The organism is Kitasatospora indigofera (assembly GCF_014655955.1).
Classification (GTDB): domain Bacteria; phylum Actinomycetota; class Actinomycetes; order Streptomycetales; family Streptomycetaceae; genus Kitasatospora; species Kitasatospora indigofera.
This window is the reverse complement of record NZ_BNBO01000070.1, coordinates 1-21,489: the sequence shown is the minus strand read 5'-3', so window position 1 is coordinate 21,489 and position 21,489 is coordinate 1. Positions and strand designations below refer to the sequence as shown.

Genomic DNA, 21,489 nt, shown 5'->3' with positions numbered 1-21,489 from the left:
CTCCGGTGATCACCGAACCCCTTCTCGTCCCCGCCGATTGCGAGCCCTGCCCCATGATGATTCCGAAGCTGCCCTTGCACGACCCTCGTTGGCGCGACCTGCGCGGTGCGAGGGCCGAGGATGTGAAGGCGATCCTGGAGCAGATGGCGGCCGCCACCGGGACCGGAACGGGCGATGGATGGCGGCAGTCCTGGGCCTGCCTGGCCGAGGACCTGATCGACGACGGAACCGTCTCTGACGGGGCCTACGCAGCCCTACCGCATCTCGTCGAGGCAGCGGCGGCGTTGCCGGCGGGCCAGGCTGTGGATTTCTGGGTGGACCTGGGATTCATCGTGACCGCGGAGGACAGGCCTCCCGTTCCGGCCGACCTCCGGGCCGGGTTCAGCGCCGCACTGCGCCTGGCCGAACAGGCGGCGCTGCGGAGCTTCCTCGTCGCCGATGCTCCCGCGCGGGTCTGCGCCCGTCTCGCGCTGAGCTGCGTCGCCTTCGCCGGCCACCGGAGCGGCGCGGCACTGTGGGATCTTCAGTTGCAGGAAGGCCACCTGTTGCTGGTGTGTCCCGGCTGCGGGTACGACACCGAGATCCCCGACTTCTTCGTGGATCCGGTGCGCCCGCCGTTCGAAGCCCCGGGGCTGCCCGCTTCCGCCGATGCCCGTCCGGCAGGGCACCCCTGGGGTGAGGTCGCCGACGTGCTGCGGGGTGCGGCGCTCGGGGAGGGCTGGGAGGCCTTCCTAGGAGTGGCGCGCAGAGCCGCCGAGGCGGAGGTGCCCCCCGAGACGCCGGGGCAGGCCGCCCTGTGCTTGGTCGCGGGCATGGTCGCGGCCAAGGGCACCCCGCAGTGGGCCGGGAGGGAATGGGCCCGCAAACTGATGCTGCTCACCGGTGGTTTCCGCTGTTGGAGCTGCGAGCAGACGTGGACGATCGCTGACGGTCTGTCGGGTGACCCGGACGACGCCCACCCCCGGAGCCCCCTTCCGCAGACCCCGTCACCGGGCCCTCTGCCGCGGATCCTGAAACCGCAGATCCTGATACCGCAGGCGGCGGCCGGCGGCGGGGCAGGCGCTGCGACGAAGCCGGAAGCAGCCGGTCGAAGCGGCGAAGCCGTGACCCGGCCCCGTCAGGACGGAAACGCCCTGCTCGCGGCCGGCAGCGTGCCCTGGGGTCCCGTGCCGGTGTTCTCCGCTGCGGTGCCCGGTCCACTCGGCGGTGTCAACTCACTGGCGGTGGTGACCCGTCCCGACCGGTCGGTGCTTCTGGCCGGAGCTGGGGACGCGGGGGTGGTGTGCCTGTGGGATCCGGCCGACGGCCGACTCGTCCACGGGCCGCTGGAAGGGCATCCTGACCCCGTCCTGTCGATGGCGTCCCTGCTCCTGCCCGATGGCCGGGTGCTGCTGGCGAGCGGCGGCGGCACGGGGACGATCGCCCTGTGGGACACCGTCACCGGGCAGCCGGTGCTCGAACCGGTCGTGAACTGGCTGGGCGAGGTGACCGGGATGTGCACCGCCGTCGTTCCCGACGGCCGGACCCTGCTCGTCAGCGCCACTTCCCGGGGCGCGGTCCGGTTGAGGGACCCGGCCTCCGGGGAGACCATCGGACGGCTCAACCCCTCCGGGCGGCCGATCCACGCGATCACCGCGCTCCCGATCGCCGCCGGGCACACGCTGATCGCGGCCGCGGACGCCCAGGGTGGCGTTCAGGTGTGGGACCCGGCCGTCGACGACCCCTGGGACCGGGGCGCTGCGGTCCAGCTGAACGAACGGGCGCTCAAGGACGCCGACCACCGGGTGGCAACTGTGGCAGCGGTGCCCAGAGCCGAGGGAACCCTGCTGGCCACCGGGGACAGGCGCGGCGTCGTCATGCTCTGGGACCCGGCAACCGGTGCGCCGGTCGGCGACGGCCTGCCTCCCGCGACGAGCGCCGGTGGCACCCCGGCCATGGCTGCCACCACGTTGCGGGGTGGGCGCACCGTCCTGGTCACCGCCCTCAAAGGCGCGCGCAGCCTCCGGGTGTGGGAACCGGACACCGGCTCTGTGCAGCGCATCGCCTTGGACGTCGTGGTCACCTGCGTTGCCACTGCGGGCCCGGTCCTGGTCGTCGGACACGACGCCGGAGTTCTCGGACTTCCACTCAGGCAGCAATGATCCGCAGGCCGCGCGCCCGGGGCGGATCACAGCCGGGATGCGGAGCATCCTCGCGCGAGGACGTCGCCTCACGGCGTCGCCGGGCCGGACCGCGTGGCCGGTCAATCGTGTGGCCCGCAGTTGGTTGCGGACGAAGGTCTTCGGGGTGCCGGCCGCCTCGCCCTGGTCGGTGACGGTCTTCATCGTGGCGGGGCTCGCGGCCGCGCACTCGTCGGCGGGGGCGCCCCAGACGATGCTGGACACAAGGGTGTTGCTCCCGGCGAAGTTGAACACCACCTCGGTCCGGGATACGCCGCTTCGAACTGCTTGCCGATCTGCGTGAACCTCTCCAGCGACGACGCCGCGGCGAGAACGGTCACCGTGCCGCTCACCGTCGCGGTCGCGGACGAGGCGGCAGACGCTGAGCCCGAGGTGGAGGAGCCGCCGGACGAGGAGCACCCGCTGACCAGGAGCATGACGGCGGTGCAGCCGCCTGCCAGGGCGCCTGGTGCTGGTGTGGTGTTCGGACGGGCGTCACAGTGACGGCATGCCGAACGACCACCGGCCGCTGGTCGGCGGTGGTGATTCCGGGCGCATGCGACGCTCTGGAGACCATGGGCGGGACCCGAACCTTCGATGTGGTCCACATCACATGGAACCCCTGCGCCCGTGACTGGCGGAGATAGGTATGGATCCAGGATTTCGGGCCCGCATACGGGCAGGTGACGAGGGCGCGTTCAGCGTGCTGTTCCGCGAGCACGGCAAGGCCGTGTACAACCACTGCTTCCGGCTGACCGGTGACTGGGCGGGGGCGGAGGACTGCGCCTCGCTGGTGTTCCTGGAGGCATGGCGCCTGCGGGAGAAGGCCGAGCCGAGCGGGGGGAGCTTACTGCCGTGGCTGCTGGGGATCTCGACCTACGTGGTGCACCGGCGCCGCAGGGTGGCCCGCCGGCACCACGCACTGATGGAGCGGATGCCCGAGCCCGGGCTGCTGCCCGACTTCGCGGACGAGGTGGTCGGACGCCTGGAGGACCAGGAGCGCATCGCGGCGGTGCGGCAGGTTCTCGACCGTCTTTCACGGTCCGACCGGGAGGTGCTGGCCCTGTGCGTGTGGGGCGGGCTGGACTACGCGGCGGCCGCCCACGCACTCGGAGTGCCGGTGGGCACGGTCCGCTCCCGCCTGTCGCGGGCCCGGCGCCGACTGGACAAGCTCGCCCGGAAGAATTTCGGTCCAACCATGGAACTCGCAGCCGCAGGCTGGCAGCTAACAGATGACCGCACCGATGCGGTCGGGCCGCAGGAGAGGAACGCGTGATGAACCGGGACCAGGACGACGACCTGCAGACGCTGCGTCGGATGCTGCGGGTGCCCGCCGAGCGCGACTTTCCGGCCGGCCGCCGGCACCAGCGTGAGGAACATCTGATGACCAGTTGGCTGACCATGTCCCGCCGTGACGACAAACGCCGGAACCTTGGAGTGCGCATCGCACTGCCGGCGGGTCTGGCCGCCGCCGCGGCGGGTATCGCCCTGACCGCACTGCCGGCCCAGACCGCGGCCGCCTACACCCTGCAGACCGCGAATGACGGCACCGTCAAGCTCACCATCGTCAACCCGGCGGGCAAGATCGACCTTGGCGGGCTGCAGAAGGACCTGGACCGGCTCGGCGTCCACAGTCGCATCTACGCCGGCGACCCCGACTGCCAGGCCGCACTGCCCGGCCAGGCGGGTCCCTCGCCGTCCACCTCGGCCGGCACTGCACCCGAGGCCTCCCCGTCCGCCTCCGCGAGCCCCCCGGCCGAGGCCGGGTACGAGGGCTGGGGGATCGACAGCGAGCACGGCAAGCTCGTCCTGTCCGTCAGCCCCAGCAAGATGCCCGCAGACAAGCAGCTGCAGATCGTCTTCCCGCTGGCGAAGACCGACCCTGCTCACGCCTCCGCCGTCCTCACCGGGGGGCTGGCGGACGGCCCGGGCCCCGACTGCATGCCTGCCCTGCCGGCCGGGTCCGTCTCCTTCTCGGACCAGAAAGCCGTGACTCGGCCGGGGGAGGCACAGCCGTCGCGGACGTAGGCAGGCCGTTGTCATGCCGTCCCTGTCACGCTGCGAGCGTGGCGGGGACGGCGTCGACTTCCGGACTGTCAACGCGGGCGAGTCGGCGGGTCATGACGGTGATGGCGCTCCGGGCGAGGTGGGCTTGGGTGTGGGCGGGGGGCGTTCGTAGTCGCGGCAGTTGCGGCGGGCTCGCACGAACCACGCCGGCGATCGCTCCACCACCCACCTTCGGGGCAGGACGATGAAGCCTTGGGCGTCCGAGGGTCGTCGGACGATCGTGCCGGTGATGTTGAGCTCGCGCCTCACCCGGTCGACGAGTTCGCCGACGAGTTCGCCGACGTGGGCGGAGTCCGCCCAGACCGCCCAGACGGTGGTGATCTCGGAGTGGGAAGCGTGCAGGCGGGCCAGGAGCCGGCGGGCGCCGTCGCGCTCGGGGACGTCGGCGGGGGTCACCAGCAGGTCCACCATCAGGCCGCCGAGGTCGACGGCGAGATGTCGCTTCCGGCCGGTGAGCCTCTCCGCCGGCTCAGTCGATCACTGGCTCGCCCTCGAAGTCGGCGAGGGCCTGGCCGTGTTCAGCACCCGTCTCGCCCTGATCGTCCTGACCGCCCGCGATACCGCCGGCCCGGACACCCCCGCGTCCCGGAACCTGCTGCGGCATCCGACCAACCGAATGGGTGAATCCGGTGGTGGGCACGCGCTGCGTGCCCACCACGTGGGCACCCGGAAGACGCGATGAGCCCCCGGCTTCCGGAGCGGCCGCCCGTTCGATCGCCACTCCGCCCACCCTTCCGTCGCTGTCGCGGCGAATGCGTACACCTCGCCCCCGGCGGTGGTGGCCAGGCTCGCTCGACCATGCAAGGCGATCGCAGGGACGCTGTTCCGAGGGGGGAGGTCCCGTAGCGGTGAATGCGTAGTTCACCGCGGCAGGGCTCCGGGCTGTCGTTCGGCGGCGGCAGCGAGTTGCCCCGCCAGGTCCCTGAGGGCTTGGCGGAGTTCGTCGGGGCCGTGGATGGTGAAGGGCCATTCGAGCGAGGCGAGCAGGTGTGCCATGCCGTCGAGGCGTTCCGCCCGTGCCTGCAGCAGGACGCCGGTGGGTTGGTCGGTGAGTGTGATGGCCGTGCTGGGCAGGCGGCGGGCGATCTCGTCGAGGGGGCCGTGGATGGTCACCTCGACCTGCCAGCGGTACGGCCCCTGGGCGAGGGTCGCAGTGAGGTGGGCGACCGGGTCGAAGCCATCAGGGGCGGCGAAGGTCTGCGGGCGGGGGGTGACGGAGGCGATGCGGTCGATGCGGAAGGTCCGCAGGTCGTCGCGGAGGCGGTCGTGGCCGACGAGGTACCAGCGGCCGGTGTGGAAGACCACGCCGTAGGGATCGATGTCGCGCTCGGTCTGGGCCTGCCGCCAGGACAGGTACTTGATGCCGACGGTTGTCCTGCCGCGCGAGGCCTGAGCCAGGGCCAGCAGGACACCGCTCCCGGGTGCCTGCGCGCTCACGGCGTTGGCGGTGAAGGACAGAGTCTCCCGCATGGCGGCGAGCGGCTCCCGCAGGGCCTGCGGAAGCACCCTCTCGATCTTGGCCCGGGCGCCCGCGCCGGCCAGCACGGTCGTACCCATCCCGAGGCGTTCGGCCGCGAGGAGTCCGAGGACGACGGCGAGGGCCTCGTCATTGGTGAGCACCAGGGGCGGCATCCGGTAGCCGCGGGCCAGTCGGTAACCGCCATGGCGGCCGCGCTCGGCCTCCACGGGGATGCCCAGGTCGCGCAGGAGGGCGACGTACCGGCGGACCGTGCGGACGTCGGTGTCCAGCCGGTCGGCCAGCTCCGTCCCGGTGAGCCCGGCGTTCGACTGGAGCAGTTCCAGCAGTGTCAGCACGCGGGTCAGGGGATGCGACATGGATCCTCGATATTTCAGGGCTGATTCTGTCCTGTATCGACTCTACGCTCCCCACAGCACCTCAATTCAGGGAGATCACATGACCACCTTCGTACTCGTTCCCGGCGCCTGGCTCGGCGCGTGGGCCTGGCAAGACACCACCGAAGCGCTGCGGGGGCACGGCCACACGGCGCTGCCGCTGACACTGACCGGCCTGGCCGAGCGCGCCGGGGAGGGCGGGCCCCAGACGGATCTGGACGCGCACATCGCAGACATCACCGACTTCGTCGAGAAGAACGACCTGCGCGAGGTCACCCTGGTGGCGCACAGCTACGCGGCCGCCCCCGTCACCGGGGCGGCCGGGCGGCTCGGCGACCGGTTGGAGCGCGTGGTCTACGTGGACAGCGCCCCGTTCCCCGAGGGCATGCGCATGCTCGACCTCATGCCACCGGAGGCGGCGGACCAGCTGAGCCAGCAGGTCGCGGCCCACGGCGACGGCCGGCGGCTGCCGATGCCGCCGTTCGAGGTCCTGGGTCTGTCCAGCAGCCTCGACGGGCTGGACGAGGGCCGGCGGGACGTGCTGAGCGCGCGTGCCACCCCTCAGCCGTTCGGCACCTACACCCAGCGCCTCGCCGGTCCGGTCGAGCCCGGACCCGGTGTGGACCGTGTCCTGGTCGCCTGCCGCGACTTCCAGGGCCTGCTGGACAGCGGGGTGCCGATGCTGGCCTTCCTCAACCACGCGCCGTGGCGGCGCTTCGACCTGCCCACCGGGCACTGGCCGATGCTGTCGGCGCCCGCCGAGCTCGCCGACATCCTCCACACGGCCGTCTCCTGACCGGGACCGATGCACAGCGCATGCTCGACCACGAGAGCGTCCGCGGGCTGCGGGCCCGCGCGCAGGCCCTGGCCGGCACAGTGCGGGAAGCCTCCGCCGCGGCGGTCGTCCGTCGGGTCCTCGCCATCCAGGCCCAGGACGCCATGGCCGCCGGCCTGGGCATCCGAGTACGCGGGCGGGACGTCACGGCCGCCGGCATCCGCTCGGCGTACGAGGACGAGCGGAGCATCGTGCGCGGCTGGCGCCGAGGGGCTCCACGTCCGCGACGAGGACATCGGGCACGACTTCGCCAGCTGCACCAGCAGCACGCCCCTGGACGCCTCCAGCGGCAACAACGTCCGCCACCGGCTCGACACCGGCGGCAACCGCGCTGAACTCGGTCAGTACTCGTTCTTGACGACGAAGTACGAACCGCGGATGGTGCCGGCGAGCTTCGACTTCTGGCGTGCGAACTTGAACCGGGAGGCGAGCTCCTCCGGGACGTCCATCCCTTCGGAGAGCTTGAACCCGACAGCCCGCTTCTTGGCGTCGTCGACGGTGTACATCACGTTGACCGACAGTCCGCTCTCGTAGAAGACGTAGGCCATCCGGATGTTCTCGACCTGGAAGGCCGTGGCTTCGAGCGGCCGGGAGGAGATGACGATGTCCCGTTCCTCCTTGAGGATCCGGTGCACCCAGTCGACGGCCGCCTTCGCCTCGCCCGCCGGCTCCACCGTGAAGACGTGGTCGTACTTGTTCTTGAAGTAGCGGGCCTCGTTCGCCCGCAGACCGGCCAGCGCGTCCGCGACGGGCGACGACTCCAGACCGACGGTCGAGACGGTGACGAAATCCACGGTGTAGGTCACGGCAGGCTCCTTCTCATGAGCATCGGTGGGCGACAGGGCTCCGGCCTGCGTGCCGCGCTCACCGGTGCTCGGGGTTCTCGAAATCGAAGCGGCACCCCGCGTCCCACTCCGAGCGCTGGTTGCCGTGCGCCGGGATGCCGCCGGCGTCCTTCAGCATCCGCGCCATGTGCAACAGGTTCCACGTCATGAAGGTGGTGTTCCGGTTGGTGAAGTCGTTCTCCGGCCCGCCCGACCCCTCGTCCAGGTACGACGGCCCCGGCCCCGCCTCCCCCACCCACCCCGCGTCCGCCTGCGGCGGGACCACGTACCCCAGGTGCTGCAGGCTGTACAGCACGTTCATCGCACAGTGCTTCGCACCGTCCTCGTTCCCCGTGATCAGACATCCACCCGTCCGGCCGTAGTACGCGTACTGGCCCTCGGAGTTGAGGATCGACGAGCACGCGTACAACCGCTCGATCACCTGCTTCATCACCGAGGAGTTGTCACCCAGCCAGACCGGGCCGGCCAGGACGAGGATGTCCGCGGCCATCACCTGGGAGTAGATCACCGGCCACTCGTCGGTCTCCCAGCCGTGCTCGGTCATGTCCGGCCAGACGCCGGTGGCGATGTCGAGGTCGACGGCCCGGAGCACGTTGGTCGTCACGCCCTGGCGCTCCATGATGCCGAGGCTGACGTCGATGAGTCCCTGCGTGTGGCTGCGCTCGGGGGAGCGCTTGAGCGTGCAGTTGATGACGAGGGCGCTCAGGTCGGCGTAGGACGTCGGGGTGGTGGCTGCCATGGACGTGTCTCCTCGGGGGGATGCCCGGAGCGGCCGGCGACCTGCCGTCCGCCCGTGCCGGACCTCGGCCGGGCTCCGTCGTCCAGTCCACCAGTCCGGGCCGGACGGGGCGCGCCGGACTGGGCCACCCGCCTGGTGCCGGGCTCCCCCGGCCGGCGTGGCGGCTGGGCCAGGAGGGTGGGCCGTCCTCGCGCCCGGCTGCGCGGGCGCTCGGTGCCGGTGACGGCACCGGAGAATCGCAGGCGGCGGACGAAGGGAGCCGACGGTGGCCGGGAACCGGGACAGGGCGGTACGGGACAGGGCGGTACGGGCCGGGGCCTTCGTGTCGGTGGCCGTGGCGCTGTTCTGCATCCAGCTCGACTTCTTCGCCCTGAACCTGGCCGTCCCCGGCATGGCGGCCGAGCTGGATGTCACCGTCTCGGCCGCACAGTGGACGCTGTCCGCGTACATGCTCGCGATCGGGTGCTTCTTCATCGTGGGCGGGCGGCTCGGCGACGTGTTCGGCCGGCGGCCGGTGCTGCTGGCCGGGACCGCGCTGTTCGCGGCCGCCTCGGTCGGGTGCGCACTGGCGCCGGATCTCGCGGTCCTGGTGGTGGCGCGGGTGGTCCAGGGGGTGGGGGCCGCGCTGATCTTCCCGACCGCGGTCTCGGTGATCAGCAACACCTTCCCGGAGCGGAGCCGGGCGCACGCGCTGGGCGCGGTCTTCGGGGTGGCGAACATCGGCACGGCGCTCGGCCCCTTCGTGGGCGGCGGGCTCACCGACGGGCCCGGCTGGCGGTGGATCTTCTGGCTGCTGGCGCCGCTCAGCGGGCTGGCCCTGGTGATCGGGCTGGTCTACGTACCCGACTCCCGGGACGAGTCGGCGCCCCGGCAGCTCGACCTGTTCGGCTGTCTGACCGTCGTGTGCTGCCTCGCCGCGCTGACCCTCGCCGTCGAGCGCGGCAGCGCCTGGGGCTGGACCACCGCCCGTACCCTCACCCTGCTCGCGGTCGCCGCGGTGAGCGGGGTGCTCTTCGTGCTGCGCGAGCGGACGGCCCGGCACCCCCTGGTCGACCTGCGGCTGTTCCGCAACGTCTCCTTCGACCTGGTCACGGCCGTCGGATCAATCTGCAACATGGGGTACGCGGTCACGGTGTTCATCGCGACGCTCTACCTCCAGGGTGTCCGGGACCTGTCCGCGCTGGCCGCGGGGACGGTCTTCCTCGCCCCGGCCGTCGTGGTGGCGCTGGCCGGTCCGACGGGCGGGTGGTTGGCGCCGCGCGTCGCGCCGGCCCTGGTGATGGCGTCGGCCGGAGCGCTGGCGGGCAGCGGGATGATCGTCCTGACGCTGGTGTCGGCCTGGTGGCTGTACGTGCCGGTGTTCGCCTGGTGCGGGCTCGGCCTGGGACTGGGGTGGACGTTCTCCAGCGTCGCCACCCAGCAGGTGGTGGCCCCGGCCCGGGCGGGCGAGGCCTCGGGGGTGGTCCTCACCTGCCTGGTCACCCTCGGCGCGGTCGCGCTGGCCGGCGCGGCCTCCGCCGTCGCGTCCCTGACGCCCCGCCACGGGCCGGAGGCCGCGTACGACGCCGTGCTGCGCACCGGTGGCGCGGTCGTCCTGGCGGCGTCGGTGCTCGTTCTGCTCGTCAGCCGGTGGCTCGCCGCCCGGGGCCTGGTCCCGTCGCTGTCGGTACGGGCCGGCCGCTGAGTCCTCCCCGTCGGGGGACCCGGACGCCGGGAGGCCGAAGACAACGCACAGCGGGACAAAGGGGCCGGTGGACGACCCGTTGCCGGCGGCGAACGGTGGACGGGGTGTGTGATCGCCCCGCGGCGGGGTACGGAGCGTCACACAGCGTGTGACGAGACGAGGAGAAGCCGGTGAAGACGGATCAGGACGGCAGAACGCTCGCACAGGCACTGAAGGACCGGGCCGGGGCTTTCGTCAACAGCCATGTCGACCTCTGGGTCGGGGTGGAACCGGACGCCACCCTGGTGCTGGCCGGGAACGACGCCCAGGCGCTCTTCCAGGCGGCCGCCGACTGGCTGGCGGACGACCCGCAGGACGTGCTGGACGTCGGCTGGGAGCGTCAGGCGGCCGAGCCGACCCAGGCGTTGCGGATCCGGCTGGTGCCGCGCGGCACCGCCGGTGCCACCGTCCCGGCGCCCGCCGTGGGCTGAGGGACGGGGAAAGAGGCGGAACGCACGACGGGCGGAGGGCGGCCGGAACGAGCCGTCCTCCGCCCGTCGTCCGTCCGCCGCGACCGGGCCAGGACCTCCCGGGGCCGGTGGCGGGCGAGCGGCCGACCGGGTGTCAGGAAGCCTCGGCGTGACGGGCGATCGCGGCCAGCACGGCCCGGCGCAGCGCGGGGCTGCCGGTGTGGCCGGAGTCCTCGACGATCACGAGTTCGGCGTCCGGCCAGGCCGCGGCCAGCTGCCAGGCCGTCCGCAGCGGGGAGCCCAGGTCGAGGCGGCCGTGGATCAGGGTGCCGGGGATGCCGGCCAATCGGTGGGCGTCGCGGAGCAGCGCGCCGTCCTCCAGCCAGGCGTCGTGGGCGAAGTAGTGGGCGGTGATCCGGACGAAGGCCTGGAGTGCCTCGCTCGGACGGTCGCTGTACTGGCCGGGTTTGCCGAGCACCTCGTGGGCGATGACGGCGTCCTCCCAGGCGCACCAGTCGCGGGCCGCCGCCGTCCGGGTGGCCGCGTCGGGGCTGTTCAGGCGGCGGTTGTAGGCGGCCACCAGGTTGCCGTGGCGCTCCGGTTCGGGCAGGGCGTCCCGGAAGGCCTCCCAGGGGCCGGGCAGGAAGCGGCCGACGCCGTGGTAGAGCCAGTCGGTCTCCTCCGGCCTGGTCATGGTGACGCCGTTGATGACGATCCCGGAGACCCGCCCGGGGTGGCGTTCGGCGTAGGCGAGGATCAGGGTGGAGCCCCAGGAGCCGCCGTACAGCAGCCAGCGGTCGATGCCGAGGTGCTCCCGCAGGAGTTCCATGTCGGCGATGAGGTGCTCGGTGGTGTTGTGCTCCAGGCTGGTGACCGGGTCGGCGGCGTGCGGGCGGCTGCGGCCGCAGCCGCGCTGGTCGAAGAGGACCACGCGGTGGCGCGCCGGGTCGAAGAGCTGCCGGTTGCCGGGTCTGCAGCCGGAGCCGGGGCCGCCGTGCACGACCAGGGCGGGCTTGCCGTCCGGGTTGCCGCAGGTCTCCCAGTAGACCTGCTGGCCGTCGCCGGCCGCCAGGAGTCCGTGGGCGTAGGGCTCGATCGGGGGGAAGGGCTCGGTGGGCGGCGCGTGCTCGGGGGCGGGGTGCTGCTGGGCCACGGCGGCGGTCCTCCGGATCGGTGGGGGCGACCTCGCGAGGCTACCTCCGGGGGCCGGCGGCCGCGCGGGCTTTCCCGGGCGCCCTGGGGTTGTGGTGCGCGGTGGACGGACGGTCAGGAGCGCTCGCCCGGCGGGGCGTTGCCGGAGCCTTCGCCCTGCGGTCCGGCTTCGCCCGGCGCGGTGCCGCCGGGCGCGCTCCCGGGCCCGCCCGCGGGGGCGAGCCGGTGGCCCGCCGGGCCCCCGGTGCCGCGCAGGACGGAGATGATGCCGAGCACCGCGGCGCTGACCGGGACGGCGAGCAGGGCCCCGATCACGCCCGCGACTCCCCCGCCCGCGATCACCACCACCATGATGGTGGCCGGATGGAGCTGGACGGTCCGGCTCTGGATCAGCGGCTGGAGGATGTAGCCTTCGAGCGCCTGCACGGCCAGCACCACGCCGAGCGCCCAGAGCGCCGTGGCCAGCCCGCCGTCCGCCAGGGCGACCAGGACGGCGACGGTGCCCGAGAGGAAGGCGCCGACGTACGGGATGTAGGCGCCCATGAAGACCAGGGCGCCGAGGCCCGGGGCGCCCGGCACCCCCAGCACCACCAGGCCGACGGTGATGAAGAAGGCGTCGATCAGGGCGATCACGGTGGTGCCGCGCATGAAGCCGGCGGTGGCGGCGAAGGCCTCCTGTCCGCAGGCGATGACCGTCTCGGCCCGGTGCGCGGGCAGGACGGAGCGGATGCTGTCGCCCGCCCGGTGGCCGTCCCGGAGGAAGAAGAAGACCAGTGCCAGCGAGAGGATCGCCCCGGTCAGCAGTTGGACGGCGACGCCGAGGCCGGAGAGCAGTCCGCCGGCCAGCGAGCTCACCAGCGAGCTGCCCTCGCCCGGGGCGCTCTGCAGGGCCTGCTCGATCTTCTGGCCGGTCGGGCCCAGCCAGTCCGCCAGCCGGCTGCCGGCGTCCTGCAGTGCCGAGCCGATCTGCGCGGCGCTGTGGGACAGCGAGTTGACCAGCAGGGCCAGCGCGCCGCCGACGGCCAGGACGAGCACGACGCAGGTCAGGGCGGCGGCCCCGCTGCGGCCGAGCCCCCGACGGGTCAGCCAGGGCATCACGGGGTACAGCAGGGCGGTGCCGAGCAGTGCCAGGATCAGCGGGACGGTCGCGGCGCGCAGTTCGACGACGGCGAAGACGAACAGGACGGCGACGGTGATGAAGAGGATGACCGCCGCCGACCAGGCCGCGGCGGCGCGGACCGGGCGGGGCAGCAGCGCGTACGGGGGGCTGCCGTCGTCGGGTCCGTCCGGTCCGTCCGGCCCGTCCGGGCGGGTGCGGTCAGGGGCGGCGCCGGGTGTGGCGGGGCCTGCTCCGGCGCGGCGGGCGGCGGGCTCGGCGCCGGCCCGTTCCGGGGGTTCCCCGGGTGGCGTGCCGTGGTCCGGTGTGCCCTCTGCCGCCATCCCGCCTCCGCCGCCGTCCGGTGTGCCCTAGGTACCCATTGGGGACATACCAGCACACAATCTGACGGAAAGCCCGGTCTGCGGGCTCTGCGGCGTGGCCACCGACGGCCGGCGTCCCCTGCGGTGTGGCCGCCCGAGGCCGGCCGCCCCTCGGCCGGGCGGCGTTTCGAGCGCGACGGCGGCTACGCCAGCTCGGGCGGTTCGATCCGGAGCACCCCGGTGCCGCCCGTGAACTCCAGCAGCCGCCCGGCCTCCTCCTCGACGGCCGCCGCGTCCCGCCGGCTCAGCGCGGTGAAGGGCCGGACCCGGACCACCCAGGTGCCCTGACCGTCCGGGCCCCGAGCGGGCCCGCCCCCGCCTTCCGGGGCCTCGCCCCGGCCACCGCCCGGCGTCTCGGCCCGGCCGGAGCGGCGGGCCCGCTCGGGGCGGACCTCGGTCAGCTCCCAGCTGCCCGCCACCAGGCCGTCCACCAGCAGGCTGCCGAGGACCAGGCCGTTCACGGTCATCACCCGGGAGCGGTGCTCCTCGGGCAGGATCCGGCTGCGGTCGGCGTGCGAGAGCAGCAGGTTGTCGAAGGGGGCGACCAGCCGGACGGGCGCCGGGGTGGCGGCGTCCGGGCGCGGGGCGTCCGGCAGGTCGTACAGGGTCCGGCCCTGCTCGTCCCGGAAGGTCGTCAGTTGCGGGGCCAGCGCGGCCAGGACCTTGCCGAGCCGGGTCAGGCCGCACCACTTCTGCACGTCGGTGGCGGTGGCCGGGCCGAAGGCGGCGAGGTAGCGCAGGACCATCGCGTCCAGCGAGGGCCGCTCGTCCGGCCGCCGGCCGAGCCAGTGCTCGGCCGTGGTGTGCGCGGCAGGCCCGCTGCGGCCCCAGATGCCGCGCGGCGGGACCTGCACCAGCGGCAGCCGGCAGCGGACGGCCTGGGCCAGCGCGGCCGGGTCGTGGCCGGGCAGCTCCTCCGCGAGCAGGGCGCCGAGCTGCTGGAAGGTCCGTGGCTCCTGCTCGACCAGCGCCCGGCCCGCCCCGGCGAGCTTGTCGACGTCGACGCCGGCCAGCCGCTTGCCGTAGGTGTTGCGCAGCGCCTGGTCGAGGACCGGTTGCAGCAGCGGGCGCAGCGTCAGGCAGTCGTCGGCGGTGACCAGGTGGATGGTGCCGCGCTGGAGGGCGATCCGGACCACCTCGCGGTGCTCCATCAGCTCGGTCAGCTGCCCGGGGGTGAAGCCGTCGAGGCGGGACCAGAGGCCCAGGTACGGCGGTTGCGACACGGCCTGCGCCTGCAGTCCGAGCAGGTGCCCGATCATCCGGGCGGGCGTGGTCGCGGTTCGCTCCAGGAGGTGCTGCCGGGCCAGCAGGGCGCGGCCCAGCTCCCGGGTGCTGAGGGTGGCGGCGGCCTGGTTCCGGGCGGTCACCGGGTACCGTCCAGGACGGACCTGAGCACCGCGATCCGGTTGCTGGTGATCGAGTCGACGCCGCAGTCGCGCAGCCTGCGCATGGTGCGGCGCAGGTCGGCCGTCCAGGTGCTGACGGCCAGTCCGGCCTCGTGGGCGCCCGCGACGAACTCCGGGCCGACCAGGCCGAACGGCGGGTTGACCCAGTACGGGCGCAGGTCGGCCAGCAGGGCGGCGGCGGGTAGCCGGGGCTGGGTCCAGGTCAGCGCGATCCCGGCGGCGTCGTCCAGCTCCCGGACGGCGAGCATGGCGGCGACCGGCCCGCACCAGGCGACCCGGTCCGCCAGGCCGAGGCCGGCGACGGCGGCGTGGGCCGCGGCGGCCGGGGCGGCGGCGTCCAGGTCGATCAGCAGCCGGGCCGCCGGGGTGTCGGCCACCGCCTTGAGGGCGGCGGCCAGGGTCGGCACCCGGAGCTCGCCGGCGCCGACGGCGTCCAGCTGGTCGAGGGTGACCGAGGCGAGCGGGCGCGGGTCGCCCCAGAGGCGCTCCAGGGTGCGGTCGTGCAGCAGCACGGGCACCCCGTCGCGGGTCAGCCGGACGTCCACCTCGACGGCGTCGGCGCCCGCGGCGAGCGCGGAGGCGACCGACGCCAGGGTGTTCTCGCGGTGGCGGTACGGGTCGCCGCGGTGGGCCACGGCGAGCACCCGCGGGCGGGCCCCGCGGGCGTCCACGGCGGGCACGGCACGCTGCGCGGAGGACGGGGACGGGTGGGCGGGCATGGGTGCGGCGACCTCTTCCGGATCCTGGGCGGGCGTTCCTGGGCGGCGGGCGTTCCTGGGCAGTGGCGCCAGGACGGTACGGCCGTCGGAGCGGCGGTCCCGGCCCTTCGGCCGGGCCGTCCGTCCGGCGGCGGCGGGCAGGAGGACGCCTACCCGCGTTCGGCCGCGGTCAGGCGCGCTCGACCATCACATTGGTCGACTTGATGACGGCGGTGGCGGCGGCGCCGGGCACCAGGCCCAGCTCCTCGGCCGACTCCCGGCTGATCAGCGAGACCACCCGGAACGGGCCGGCCTGGATCTCGACCTGCGCCGCCACGTCCCCGAGCACCACGTGCGTGACGATCCCCGGGAAGCGGTTGCGGGCCGAGGAGGGGCGTCCCTCGGCCTCGGGGTTGTCGCTCCGGGCCAGCTCGCGCGCGAAGGCGGCGAGCTGGGCGCCGGGGATGATCCGGTGACCGTGCTCGTCCCGTTCGGCGGCGACCCGCCCGGCGTCCACCCACCGCCGCATGGTGTCGGCACTGACGCCGAGCATCGCGGCGGCCTCGCCGATGCGGTACGGGTTGACCGGCGCGGGCAGGCCCATGTGGAACTCCTGGCGGTGTGTCGGCAAATCCACTGTCGCGGCCATCCTGCCGTACGGCACCGGCCGATCGCGAAGCGGAGCGCCGCCCTTCGGCCGCCCGCCCGCCGCGCGCGGGGCCGGGCGGTGGCGGAGATTCAGCCATGATTCCGCCGTAAAGTGGATCAACCGGACAGGCGTCCGCCCGCCCTCGGCCGGATCGCCGGTCGGCCCCGGACGGAAGGCGAGGATGGACGGGTCATCGAGGCAAGGCTCGGCGGGTCACGGCGCCGCACGATTCGGCCGGGCAGGGATCGCCCGGGTACGGGCTCCCGGCGGCCGGGCGGCAGGCCGGGCCACCGAACCGGTGCCGTTCGCGTTCGCCGCGGGGGCGCGGGGGGGCGGGCCCGCCCCGGGGTACGTGAGCAACGTGGCGCCGCCGGCCCGCGCGCGGGCGTCCCTGCGGACGGTCTGCGGACGGGCGGCGGTCGGCCTGCTGCTGGTGGCCGGCCTGGTGGCGGCGGTGGCCCTGGGCACCCCGGCCCTCTCGGCCCCGGGCACCGGCCCGGGCACCGCTCCGGGCGCCCGGCCCGCACCGGCGCGCGGCCACCACTGAGGCCCCGGGGCGAACCGGACGGGCCGAACCGGACGGGCCGAACCGCGCGGGCCGAAGGGCGCCTGACGGTGCAGGACCTGTCCGGACCGGGTCCGGCCGGAACACCGCCCGTGGTTCAGGGCCCGCCGAAGAGGTCCCGGCGGGCGGCGTCGCAGGCGAGCAGGACGGCGCCGCCGAGCACCCCGCCGCCGCCGACCACGCCGACCCGCACCTCGGTCCGCAACGGGGAGAGCCGGGCCAGCCGGCCGGCCACCCGGCCCGCCAGCTCGGCGCCGCCGGCCCGGCCCACCTCACCGCCGAGCACCACGCAGCCCGGGTCGAGCACCACGCAGATGGAGGCGGCCCCGACGGCCACCCGGTCGGCGAAGGCGTCCAGGAAGGGCGCGCCGGCCGGGCCCGCCGCCACCGCGGCGTGCACCACCGCTTCGGCCGCCGCGGCGTCGCCGGCCTCGTCGGCGGGCAGTCCGAGGTCGCGGGCCAGCGCGCAGACGGCGCTGCTGCCGACCAGGGCGTGGAAGCCGCCCTCGCAGTCGGAGGCGGTGGGCAGGCGGTCCGTCCCGGGGACGGGCAGGAAGCCGATCTCGCCGGTGCCGCCGGAGGCGCCGCGGCGCAGCCTGCCGTCCAGCATCACGCCGGCGCCGGTGCCGTGGCCGAGCCAGAGCAGGACGAAGGTGTCGCGGTCGCGGGCGGCGCCGGCGCGGTGCTCGGTGATGCAGGCCAGGTTGACCTCGTTCTCCAGGATCAGCCCGGTGCCGGGCAGTTCGCGCAGCGCGGCGATCAGCTCGGTGTGCCAGCCCGGCAGGCCGCCGGTGTTGTCGAGCCGCCCGGTGGCGGGGTCGACCAGGCCCGGGATGCCGACGGCCACCGTGTGCAGCTGGTCGACGCCGGCCCGGCGGGCGGTGTCGAGCAGGGTGCTCACGGTCCGTCCGGCGAGTCCCCCGGCGCCGTGGCCGGCTTCGGGGCCGGCCGGGATCTCGGCGGTGGCCAGCGTCTGGCCGGCCAGGTCGGCGATGACGATGCTGACGCCGACGGAGCGGACGTCGATGGCCGCGATGTGCGCGCGGGAGGTGACCAGCGCGTAGAGCCGGGCGTTCGGGCCCCGGCGCGCCTCCCCGCGCTCGCCGGCCAGCGCGACCAGGCCGCCGCGTTGCAGCCGGTCCAGCAGGTCGGCGACGGTGGGCCGGGAGAGGCCGGTGAGTTCGCGCAGCTCGGTCGCGGTGAGCGGGCCCTGTTCGAGCAGCAGGTTGAGTGCCAGCCGGTCGTTGATGGCCCGGGCGGTGCTCGGTGTCGCCGTTCGAACGGAGGTCATGAGGCTGCATCCTTCCAGACTGCGTCGCTGCAACTGTTTCTATCAGGGTCCCTTCCTGATAATTTATCGGACCGGGCGCCCATCCGGGTTCCCCGACCATGGACGGAACCGTCGCGTCCGCCCCGCGACTCGGAGGGAACCTGGAATGCCCGAGATCCTGAAGGACCCACGCCGGGCCCGGGTGAGCATCGCCCTGGTGTTCGCCCTGCACGGCTCGGTGACCGGCACCTTCGCCACCCGGATCCCCTGGATCCAGCACCACCTCGACCTCGGGCCCGGCCAGCTCGGCCTCGCGCTGGTGATGCCGGCGATCGGGTCCTCGCTGGCCATGCCGCTGGCCGGGCGGATCGTGCACCGGTTCGGGGGCCGGGCCGCCACCGGCGCGCTGATCACCCTGTGGTGCCTGTCGCTGGCCCTGCCCGCGCTCGCCCCCTCGCTGCTCTTCTTCTGCCTGTCCCTGCTGGTCTACGGCGCCACCGCCGGCATGGCCGACGTGGCGATGAACGCCCAGGGCGTCGAGATCGAGGAGCGGCTCGGCCGCTCGATCATGTCCGGCCTGCACGGCATGTGGAGCGTCGGCACCCTGATCGCCTCCGCCGTGGGCGTGCTGGCCGCGCACCAGAACCTCGACGCCCGGCTCCAGCTGGCGGTCACCGCCGCGGTGCTGGCCGTCCTGGCCCTGCTGGCCTCCCGGCAACTGCCGGACATCCGGTCCAAGCCCGGCGAGGAGGCGCCGCCGCACTTCGCCCTGCCGCCGCGCAGCGCGCTGGCGATCGGACTGGTCGGGTTCTGCGCGGTCTTCGCCGAGGGTGCCTCGATGGACTGGAGCGGTGTCTACCTGCGGGACGTCACCGGGGCCTCGGCGACCGTCGCGGCCGCCGCGTACACCGCCTTCGCGCTCACCATGGCGGTCAGCCGGCTGGCCGGCGACGCGGCGATCCGCAGGCTCGGGCCGGTGCCCGCGACCCGGGTCAGCGGCGCGATCGCCACCGTGGGCGGCCTGCTGGTGGTCTTCGCCGACACGCCCTGGCTGGCCATCCCCGGCTTCGCGCTGATCGGGATCGGGATCGCGGTCGTGGTGCCGCTGGCCTTCGCCGCGGCCGGCCGGACCGGCGGGAACCCCAGCCAGGCGATCGCGGGCGTGGCGACCGTCACCTACACCTCCAGCCTGATCGCGCCGGCCGTGATCGGCGTGCTCGCCGAGGCGACCTCGCTCAGCGTGTCGTTCGCGCTGGTCACCCTGCTCGCGGCGGCGCTCATCCTCAGCGCCGGGGCCCTGCGGCGGCCGCCGTCCGCCGCCGGCCAGGCCGAGCCGGCGGCGGGCGGCCCGGTGGAGGCCGTCGGCGGCATACCGAGCGACGCCCGGCGCTGACCGCCCCGTCCTCCCCGCGACGCACCGGGCGACGCCCGCCCCCGGCCGGCCACCTCCCCCGCGGCGGGCCGGGGCCCCGGCCCCGGCCGGCCTTCCGGCCGGGGGCGGCGGCTAAGCTCGCCCGGTGCTCGCTCCCCAGCCCTCCCCGCCGGCCCCGCCCGCCCCGCCGGCCCGGCCGTGGCCGCACCGCGTGGCGCTGTCGCCCTGGACCAGGCCGGCCCTGCTGGTGGTGATCCTCGGCGCGGCCGCCGGCTCACTCCTCCTCTGGGACCCGGCCGCGCTGCTCTCCGGCGGCCTGACCTCGGCCGTGCCGGGGGTCTGGCAGGCGCCCGCCTTCGTCGCGGTGTACGCGCTGGGCACGCTGGCCTTCCTGCCGCGGCCCGCCCTGAACGCCGCCGCCGGCCTGCTGTTCGGCATCGAGCAGGGGCTGCTGCTCGCCGTTCTCGGCACCGCCCTCGGCGCCGCGCCGGCCTTCGGGCTCGGCCGGTGGCTCGGCCGCGACGCGCTGCGGCCGCTGCTGCGGGGCCGGGCGCTGACCGCGCTCGACCGCCGCTTCACCGAACAGGGGTTCCGCAGCGTGCTGCTGCTCCGGCTGTTCCCTGGGCTGCCGTTCCAGGCGGGCAACTTCGCCGCCGCGTTCTCCGGGGTCCGGTTCGCGCCCTTCCTGGCCGCCACCGCGATCGGGGTGGTCCCGTCCACCGCCGCCTACGTGGTCGCCGCCGCGAGCGCGCGGACACCGGGCTCGTCGGCCTTCGTGGTCTCGGCGGCGGCCATCGCCCTGATGGTGCTGATCAGCCTGGTGTCGGTGTGGCGGGCCGCCCGGCGCCGGCCGCGCGCGGCCGAGGCCGCCTGAGACCGCGCCCGTGCCGAGCGGGCCGGCCCACGGGCGCCCCCGGCCTCACCCGCGCCGCCTCCGCCGCGCCGCACCCGACGGCGCCCGGGCGCCCTGGCGCGCCGCCCGACTATTCGGTCGCCACTGTCGGTGCTCTGCGCCAGGATGGCCGCCATGACCACCACCACGAGCGGCACCGACCGCATCGAGCCCCCGTTCGCCGCCGACGAGAACGCCATGCTGGCCTCCTGGCTCGACTTCCACCGGGCCACCCTCGCCGTGAAGTGCCAGGGCCTGACGGACGAGCAGTTGCGACTGCGCTCCGTCCCGCCGTCCACGCTCTCGCTGCTCGGGCTGGTACGGCACATGGCCGAGGTCGAGCGGCACTGGTACCAGGGCATCCTGCTCGGCGAGGAGCACAGCGAGGGGCTCTACTGGTCCGCCGAGGACGAGGACGGCGACTTCAACGGCGTGGACACCGCGGACACCGCCGAGGCTTTCGCCACCTGGCAGGCGCAGATCGACCTCGCCCGCCGGGCCGCCGAAGGCCTCCCGCTGGAGACGGTCGGCCGGCGCAAGCGCCGGGGCGCGGACGTCACCCTGCGCTGGATCCAGGTGCACATGATCGAGGAGTACGCCCGGCACAACGGGCACGCGGATCTGCTCCGGGAGCTTGTGGACGGCTCCACGGGGGAATGAATCCACTTCCCCCGGATTGACGGACGGTCAATTCGGGGCTGACCCGTACCGGTATCGTCCACCCGCGCAACCATACGGCGAGCTGGGGCGTCGCACCTGTTGTCCGGGTCGGCCCGGACGCACGGCGCGCCACGACCCGTACGGCGGTCGCGAGCGGGCACCGAACCGGTGATCAGTGCGATACTCGGACAGTTCCGACGAGTGGATGACGTGTCAAAAGGGCACGCGCACCCGGGGGGACGCGTTCGGGACGAGACAGGGAGGCGCGGCATGGGAGCACTTCGCGACGAGCACCACAACGGGTGGCTGATGCCCTCCGGGAACTACCCGGCCGCGGCGTACGACGATCCGTGGGCGGACCAGGAGACGATGCCGGCCGCCCCGGCTCCCACGAAGATCGTCTCCCTGCGGCCGACCGGATTCGAGGCGGCCCGGACGGTCGGCGAGCACATCCGGGCCAGTACGCCCGTGGTGATGGACCTGACCGAGATGGACGACGCCGAGGCCAAGCGCATGGTCGACTTCGCCTCCGGTCTGATCTTCGGCACCTGCGGCGGGATCGAGCGGATCGCCCGCCGGGTCTTCCTGCTCACGCCGGCCGATGTCGAGGTCATGGTGATCGACCGGCCGCTGGACGAGACCGGGTTCTACAACCAGAGCTGAGCTTGTCGTTTTACCTCCGGTGATCATTTCCAGAGTGTTCGAGCTGGTCAC

The 21,489-nt window shown here is 74.2% G+C and carries 22 protein-coding genes and 1 pseudogene; 12 read left to right on the top strand and 11 right to left on the bottom strand.

Going from position 1 to position 21,489, the window contains the following annotated elements:
• Positions 1-5: 5 nt before the first annotated feature.
• The 4 genes from IE329_RS35515 (at position 6) to IE329_RS35500 (ending at position 4,187) form a co-directional block, all read left to right on the top strand.
• The gene (locus IE329_RS35515; protein ID WP_229928023.1) at positions 6-2,141 is read left to right on the top strand and encodes a WD40 repeat domain-containing protein; all 2,136 of its coding nucleotides are present in this window, start codon (positions 6-8) and stop codon (positions 2,139-2,141) included.
• 318 nt (positions 2,142-2,459) lie between these two features.
• Entirely contained in the window at positions 2,460-2,663 is a 204-nt protein-coding gene (locus IE329_RS41925; RefSeq protein ID WP_190215166.1) for a hypothetical protein, read from the top strand.
• A 145-nt stretch (positions 2,664-2,808) separates the two neighbouring features.
• Positions 2,809-3,435, top strand: coding sequence for an RNA polymerase sigma factor (locus tag IE329_RS35505; protein ID WP_190215165.1), 627 nt, complete (start codon positions 2,809-2,811; stop codon positions 3,433-3,435).
• Entirely contained in the window at positions 3,435-4,187 is a 753-nt protein-coding gene (locus tag IE329_RS35500) for a hypothetical protein (RefSeq protein WP_190215164.1), read from the top strand. The genes IE329_RS35505 and IE329_RS35500 overlap by 1 nt, the downstream gene beginning before the upstream one ends.
• A gap of 90 nt (positions 4,188-4,277) precedes the next feature.
• Here the strand turns inward: IE329_RS35500 and IE329_RS35495 are convergent.
• The 3 genes and pseudogenes from IE329_RS35495 to IE329_RS35485 all read right to left on the bottom strand — a co-directional run.
• Positions 4,278-4,673: pseudogene (locus tag IE329_RS35495) on the bottom strand (transposase); the annotation flags it as partial.
• A 22-nt stretch (positions 4,674-4,695) separates the two neighbouring features.
• Positions 4,696-4,947, bottom strand: a complete 252-nt coding sequence (locus IE329_RS35490; RefSeq protein ID WP_190215163.1) for a hypothetical protein — start codon at positions 4,945-4,947, stop codon at positions 4,696-4,698.
• Between the two features lie 140 nt (positions 4,948-5,087).
• A complete protein-coding gene (locus IE329_RS35485) occupies positions 5,088-6,062 on the bottom strand; it encodes a helix-turn-helix transcriptional regulator (protein WP_190215162.1) in 975 nt (324 codons plus the stop codon).
• A 79-nt stretch (positions 6,063-6,141) separates the two neighbouring features.
• Here IE329_RS35485 and IE329_RS35480 point away from each other — a divergent pair, with 79 nt between their 5' ends.
• Entirely contained in the window at positions 6,142-6,876 is a 735-nt protein-coding gene (locus IE329_RS35480; protein ID WP_190215161.1) for an alpha/beta fold hydrolase, read from the top strand.
• A gap of 380 nt (positions 6,877-7,256) precedes the next feature.
• On the opposite strand, the gene IE329_RS35475 is transcribed toward IE329_RS35480, so the two are convergent.
• Together IE329_RS35475 and IE329_RS35470 are read right to left on the bottom strand one after the other, a co-directional pair.
• Positions 7,257-7,721: a phage tail protein gene (locus IE329_RS35475; RefSeq protein WP_190215160.1), complete on the bottom strand. Its 465-nt coding sequence runs from the start codon at positions 7,719-7,721 to the stop codon at positions 7,257-7,259.
• A gap of 58 nt (positions 7,722-7,779) precedes the next feature.
• Entirely contained in the window at positions 7,780-8,499 is a 720-nt protein-coding gene (locus tag IE329_RS35470; RefSeq protein WP_190215159.1) for a flavodoxin family protein, read from the bottom strand.
• 265 nt (positions 8,500-8,764) lie between these two features.
• On the opposite strand from IE329_RS35470, the gene IE329_RS35465 reads away from it, so the two are divergent.
• On the top strand, positions 8,765-10,183 hold the full coding sequence (locus tag IE329_RS35465) for an MFS transporter (RefSeq protein WP_190215158.1): 1,419 nt from the start codon (positions 8,765-8,767) through the stop codon (positions 10,181-10,183).
• Between the two features lie 170 nt (positions 10,184-10,353).
• Positions 10,354-10,653: a hypothetical protein gene (locus IE329_RS35460; RefSeq protein ID WP_190215157.1), complete on the top strand. Its 300-nt coding sequence runs from the start codon at positions 10,354-10,356 to the stop codon at positions 10,651-10,653.
• Positions 10,654-10,786: 133 nt separating this feature from the next.
• Here the strand turns inward: IE329_RS35460 and pip are convergent, their stop codons facing one another.
• From pip to IE329_RS35435, 5 genes are all read right to left on the bottom strand, one after another.
• Positions 10,787-11,785: a prolyl aminopeptidase gene (gene pip / locus IE329_RS35455; RefSeq protein WP_190215156.1), complete on the bottom strand. Its 999-nt coding sequence runs from the start codon at positions 11,783-11,785 to the stop codon at positions 10,787-10,789.
• Positions 11,786-11,898: 113 nt separating this feature from the next.
• A complete protein-coding gene (locus IE329_RS35450; RefSeq protein WP_190215155.1) occupies positions 11,899-13,224 on the bottom strand; it encodes an AI-2E family transporter in 1,326 nt (441 codons plus the stop codon).
• Positions 13,225-13,406: 182 nt separating this feature from the next.
• Positions 13,407-14,630 carry a winged helix DNA-binding domain-containing protein gene (locus tag IE329_RS35445; protein ID WP_229928022.1) on the bottom strand — a complete coding sequence of 408 codons (1,224 nt, stop codon included), beginning with the start codon at positions 14,628-14,630 and terminating at the stop codon, positions 13,407-13,409.
• A complete protein-coding gene (locus tag IE329_RS35440) occupies positions 14,627-15,388 on the bottom strand; it encodes a glycerophosphodiester phosphodiesterase (RefSeq protein WP_190215154.1) in 762 nt (253 codons plus the stop codon). The genes IE329_RS35445 and IE329_RS35440 overlap by 4 nt, the downstream gene beginning before the upstream one ends.
• 169 nt (positions 15,389-15,557) lie before the next feature.
• Complete coding sequence (locus IE329_RS35435) at positions 15,558-15,971, bottom strand: TOBE domain-containing protein (protein WP_190215183.1); 414 nt, start codon at positions 15,969-15,971, stop codon at positions 15,558-15,560.
• A gap of 397 nt (positions 15,972-16,368) precedes the next feature.
• On the opposite strand from IE329_RS35435, the gene IE329_RS35430 reads away from it, so the two are divergent.
• Entirely contained in the window at positions 16,369-16,563 is a 195-nt protein-coding gene (locus tag IE329_RS35430; protein WP_308438428.1) for a hypothetical protein, read from the top strand.
• A gap of 115 nt (positions 16,564-16,678) precedes the next feature.
• On the opposite strand, the gene IE329_RS35425 is transcribed toward IE329_RS35430, so the two are convergent.
• Complete coding sequence (locus IE329_RS35425; RefSeq protein ID WP_190215153.1) at positions 16,679-17,872, bottom strand: ROK family transcriptional regulator; 1,194 nt, start codon at positions 17,870-17,872, stop codon at positions 16,679-16,681.
• 145 nt (positions 17,873-18,017) lie between these two features.
• Between IE329_RS35425 and IE329_RS35420 the strand changes: the two genes are divergently transcribed.
• The 4 genes from IE329_RS35420 to IE329_RS35405 all read left to right on the top strand — a co-directional run bounded on the left by IE329_RS35420 (position 18,018) and on the right by IE329_RS35405 (position 21,438).
• Positions 18,018-19,244, top strand: coding sequence for an MFS transporter (locus IE329_RS35420; RefSeq protein ID WP_190215152.1), 1,227 nt, complete (start codon positions 18,018-18,020; stop codon positions 19,242-19,244).
• Between the two features lie 124 nt (positions 19,245-19,368).
• The gene (locus IE329_RS35415; RefSeq protein WP_190215151.1) at positions 19,369-20,097 is read left to right on the top strand and encodes a TVP38/TMEM64 family protein; all 729 of its coding nucleotides are present in this window, start codon (positions 19,369-19,371) and stop codon (positions 20,095-20,097) included.
• A gap of 153 nt (positions 20,098-20,250) precedes the next feature.
• The gene (locus IE329_RS35410; RefSeq protein WP_190215150.1) at positions 20,251-20,775 is read left to right on the top strand and encodes a DinB family protein; all 525 of its coding nucleotides are present in this window, start codon (positions 20,251-20,253) and stop codon (positions 20,773-20,775) included.
• A gap of 270 nt (positions 20,776-21,045) precedes the next feature.
• Positions 21,046-21,438: a cell division protein SepF gene (locus IE329_RS35405; protein WP_190215149.1), complete on the top strand. Its 393-nt coding sequence runs from the start codon at positions 21,046-21,048 to the stop codon at positions 21,436-21,438.
• The last annotated feature ends 51 nt before the right edge of the window (positions 21,439-21,489 follow it).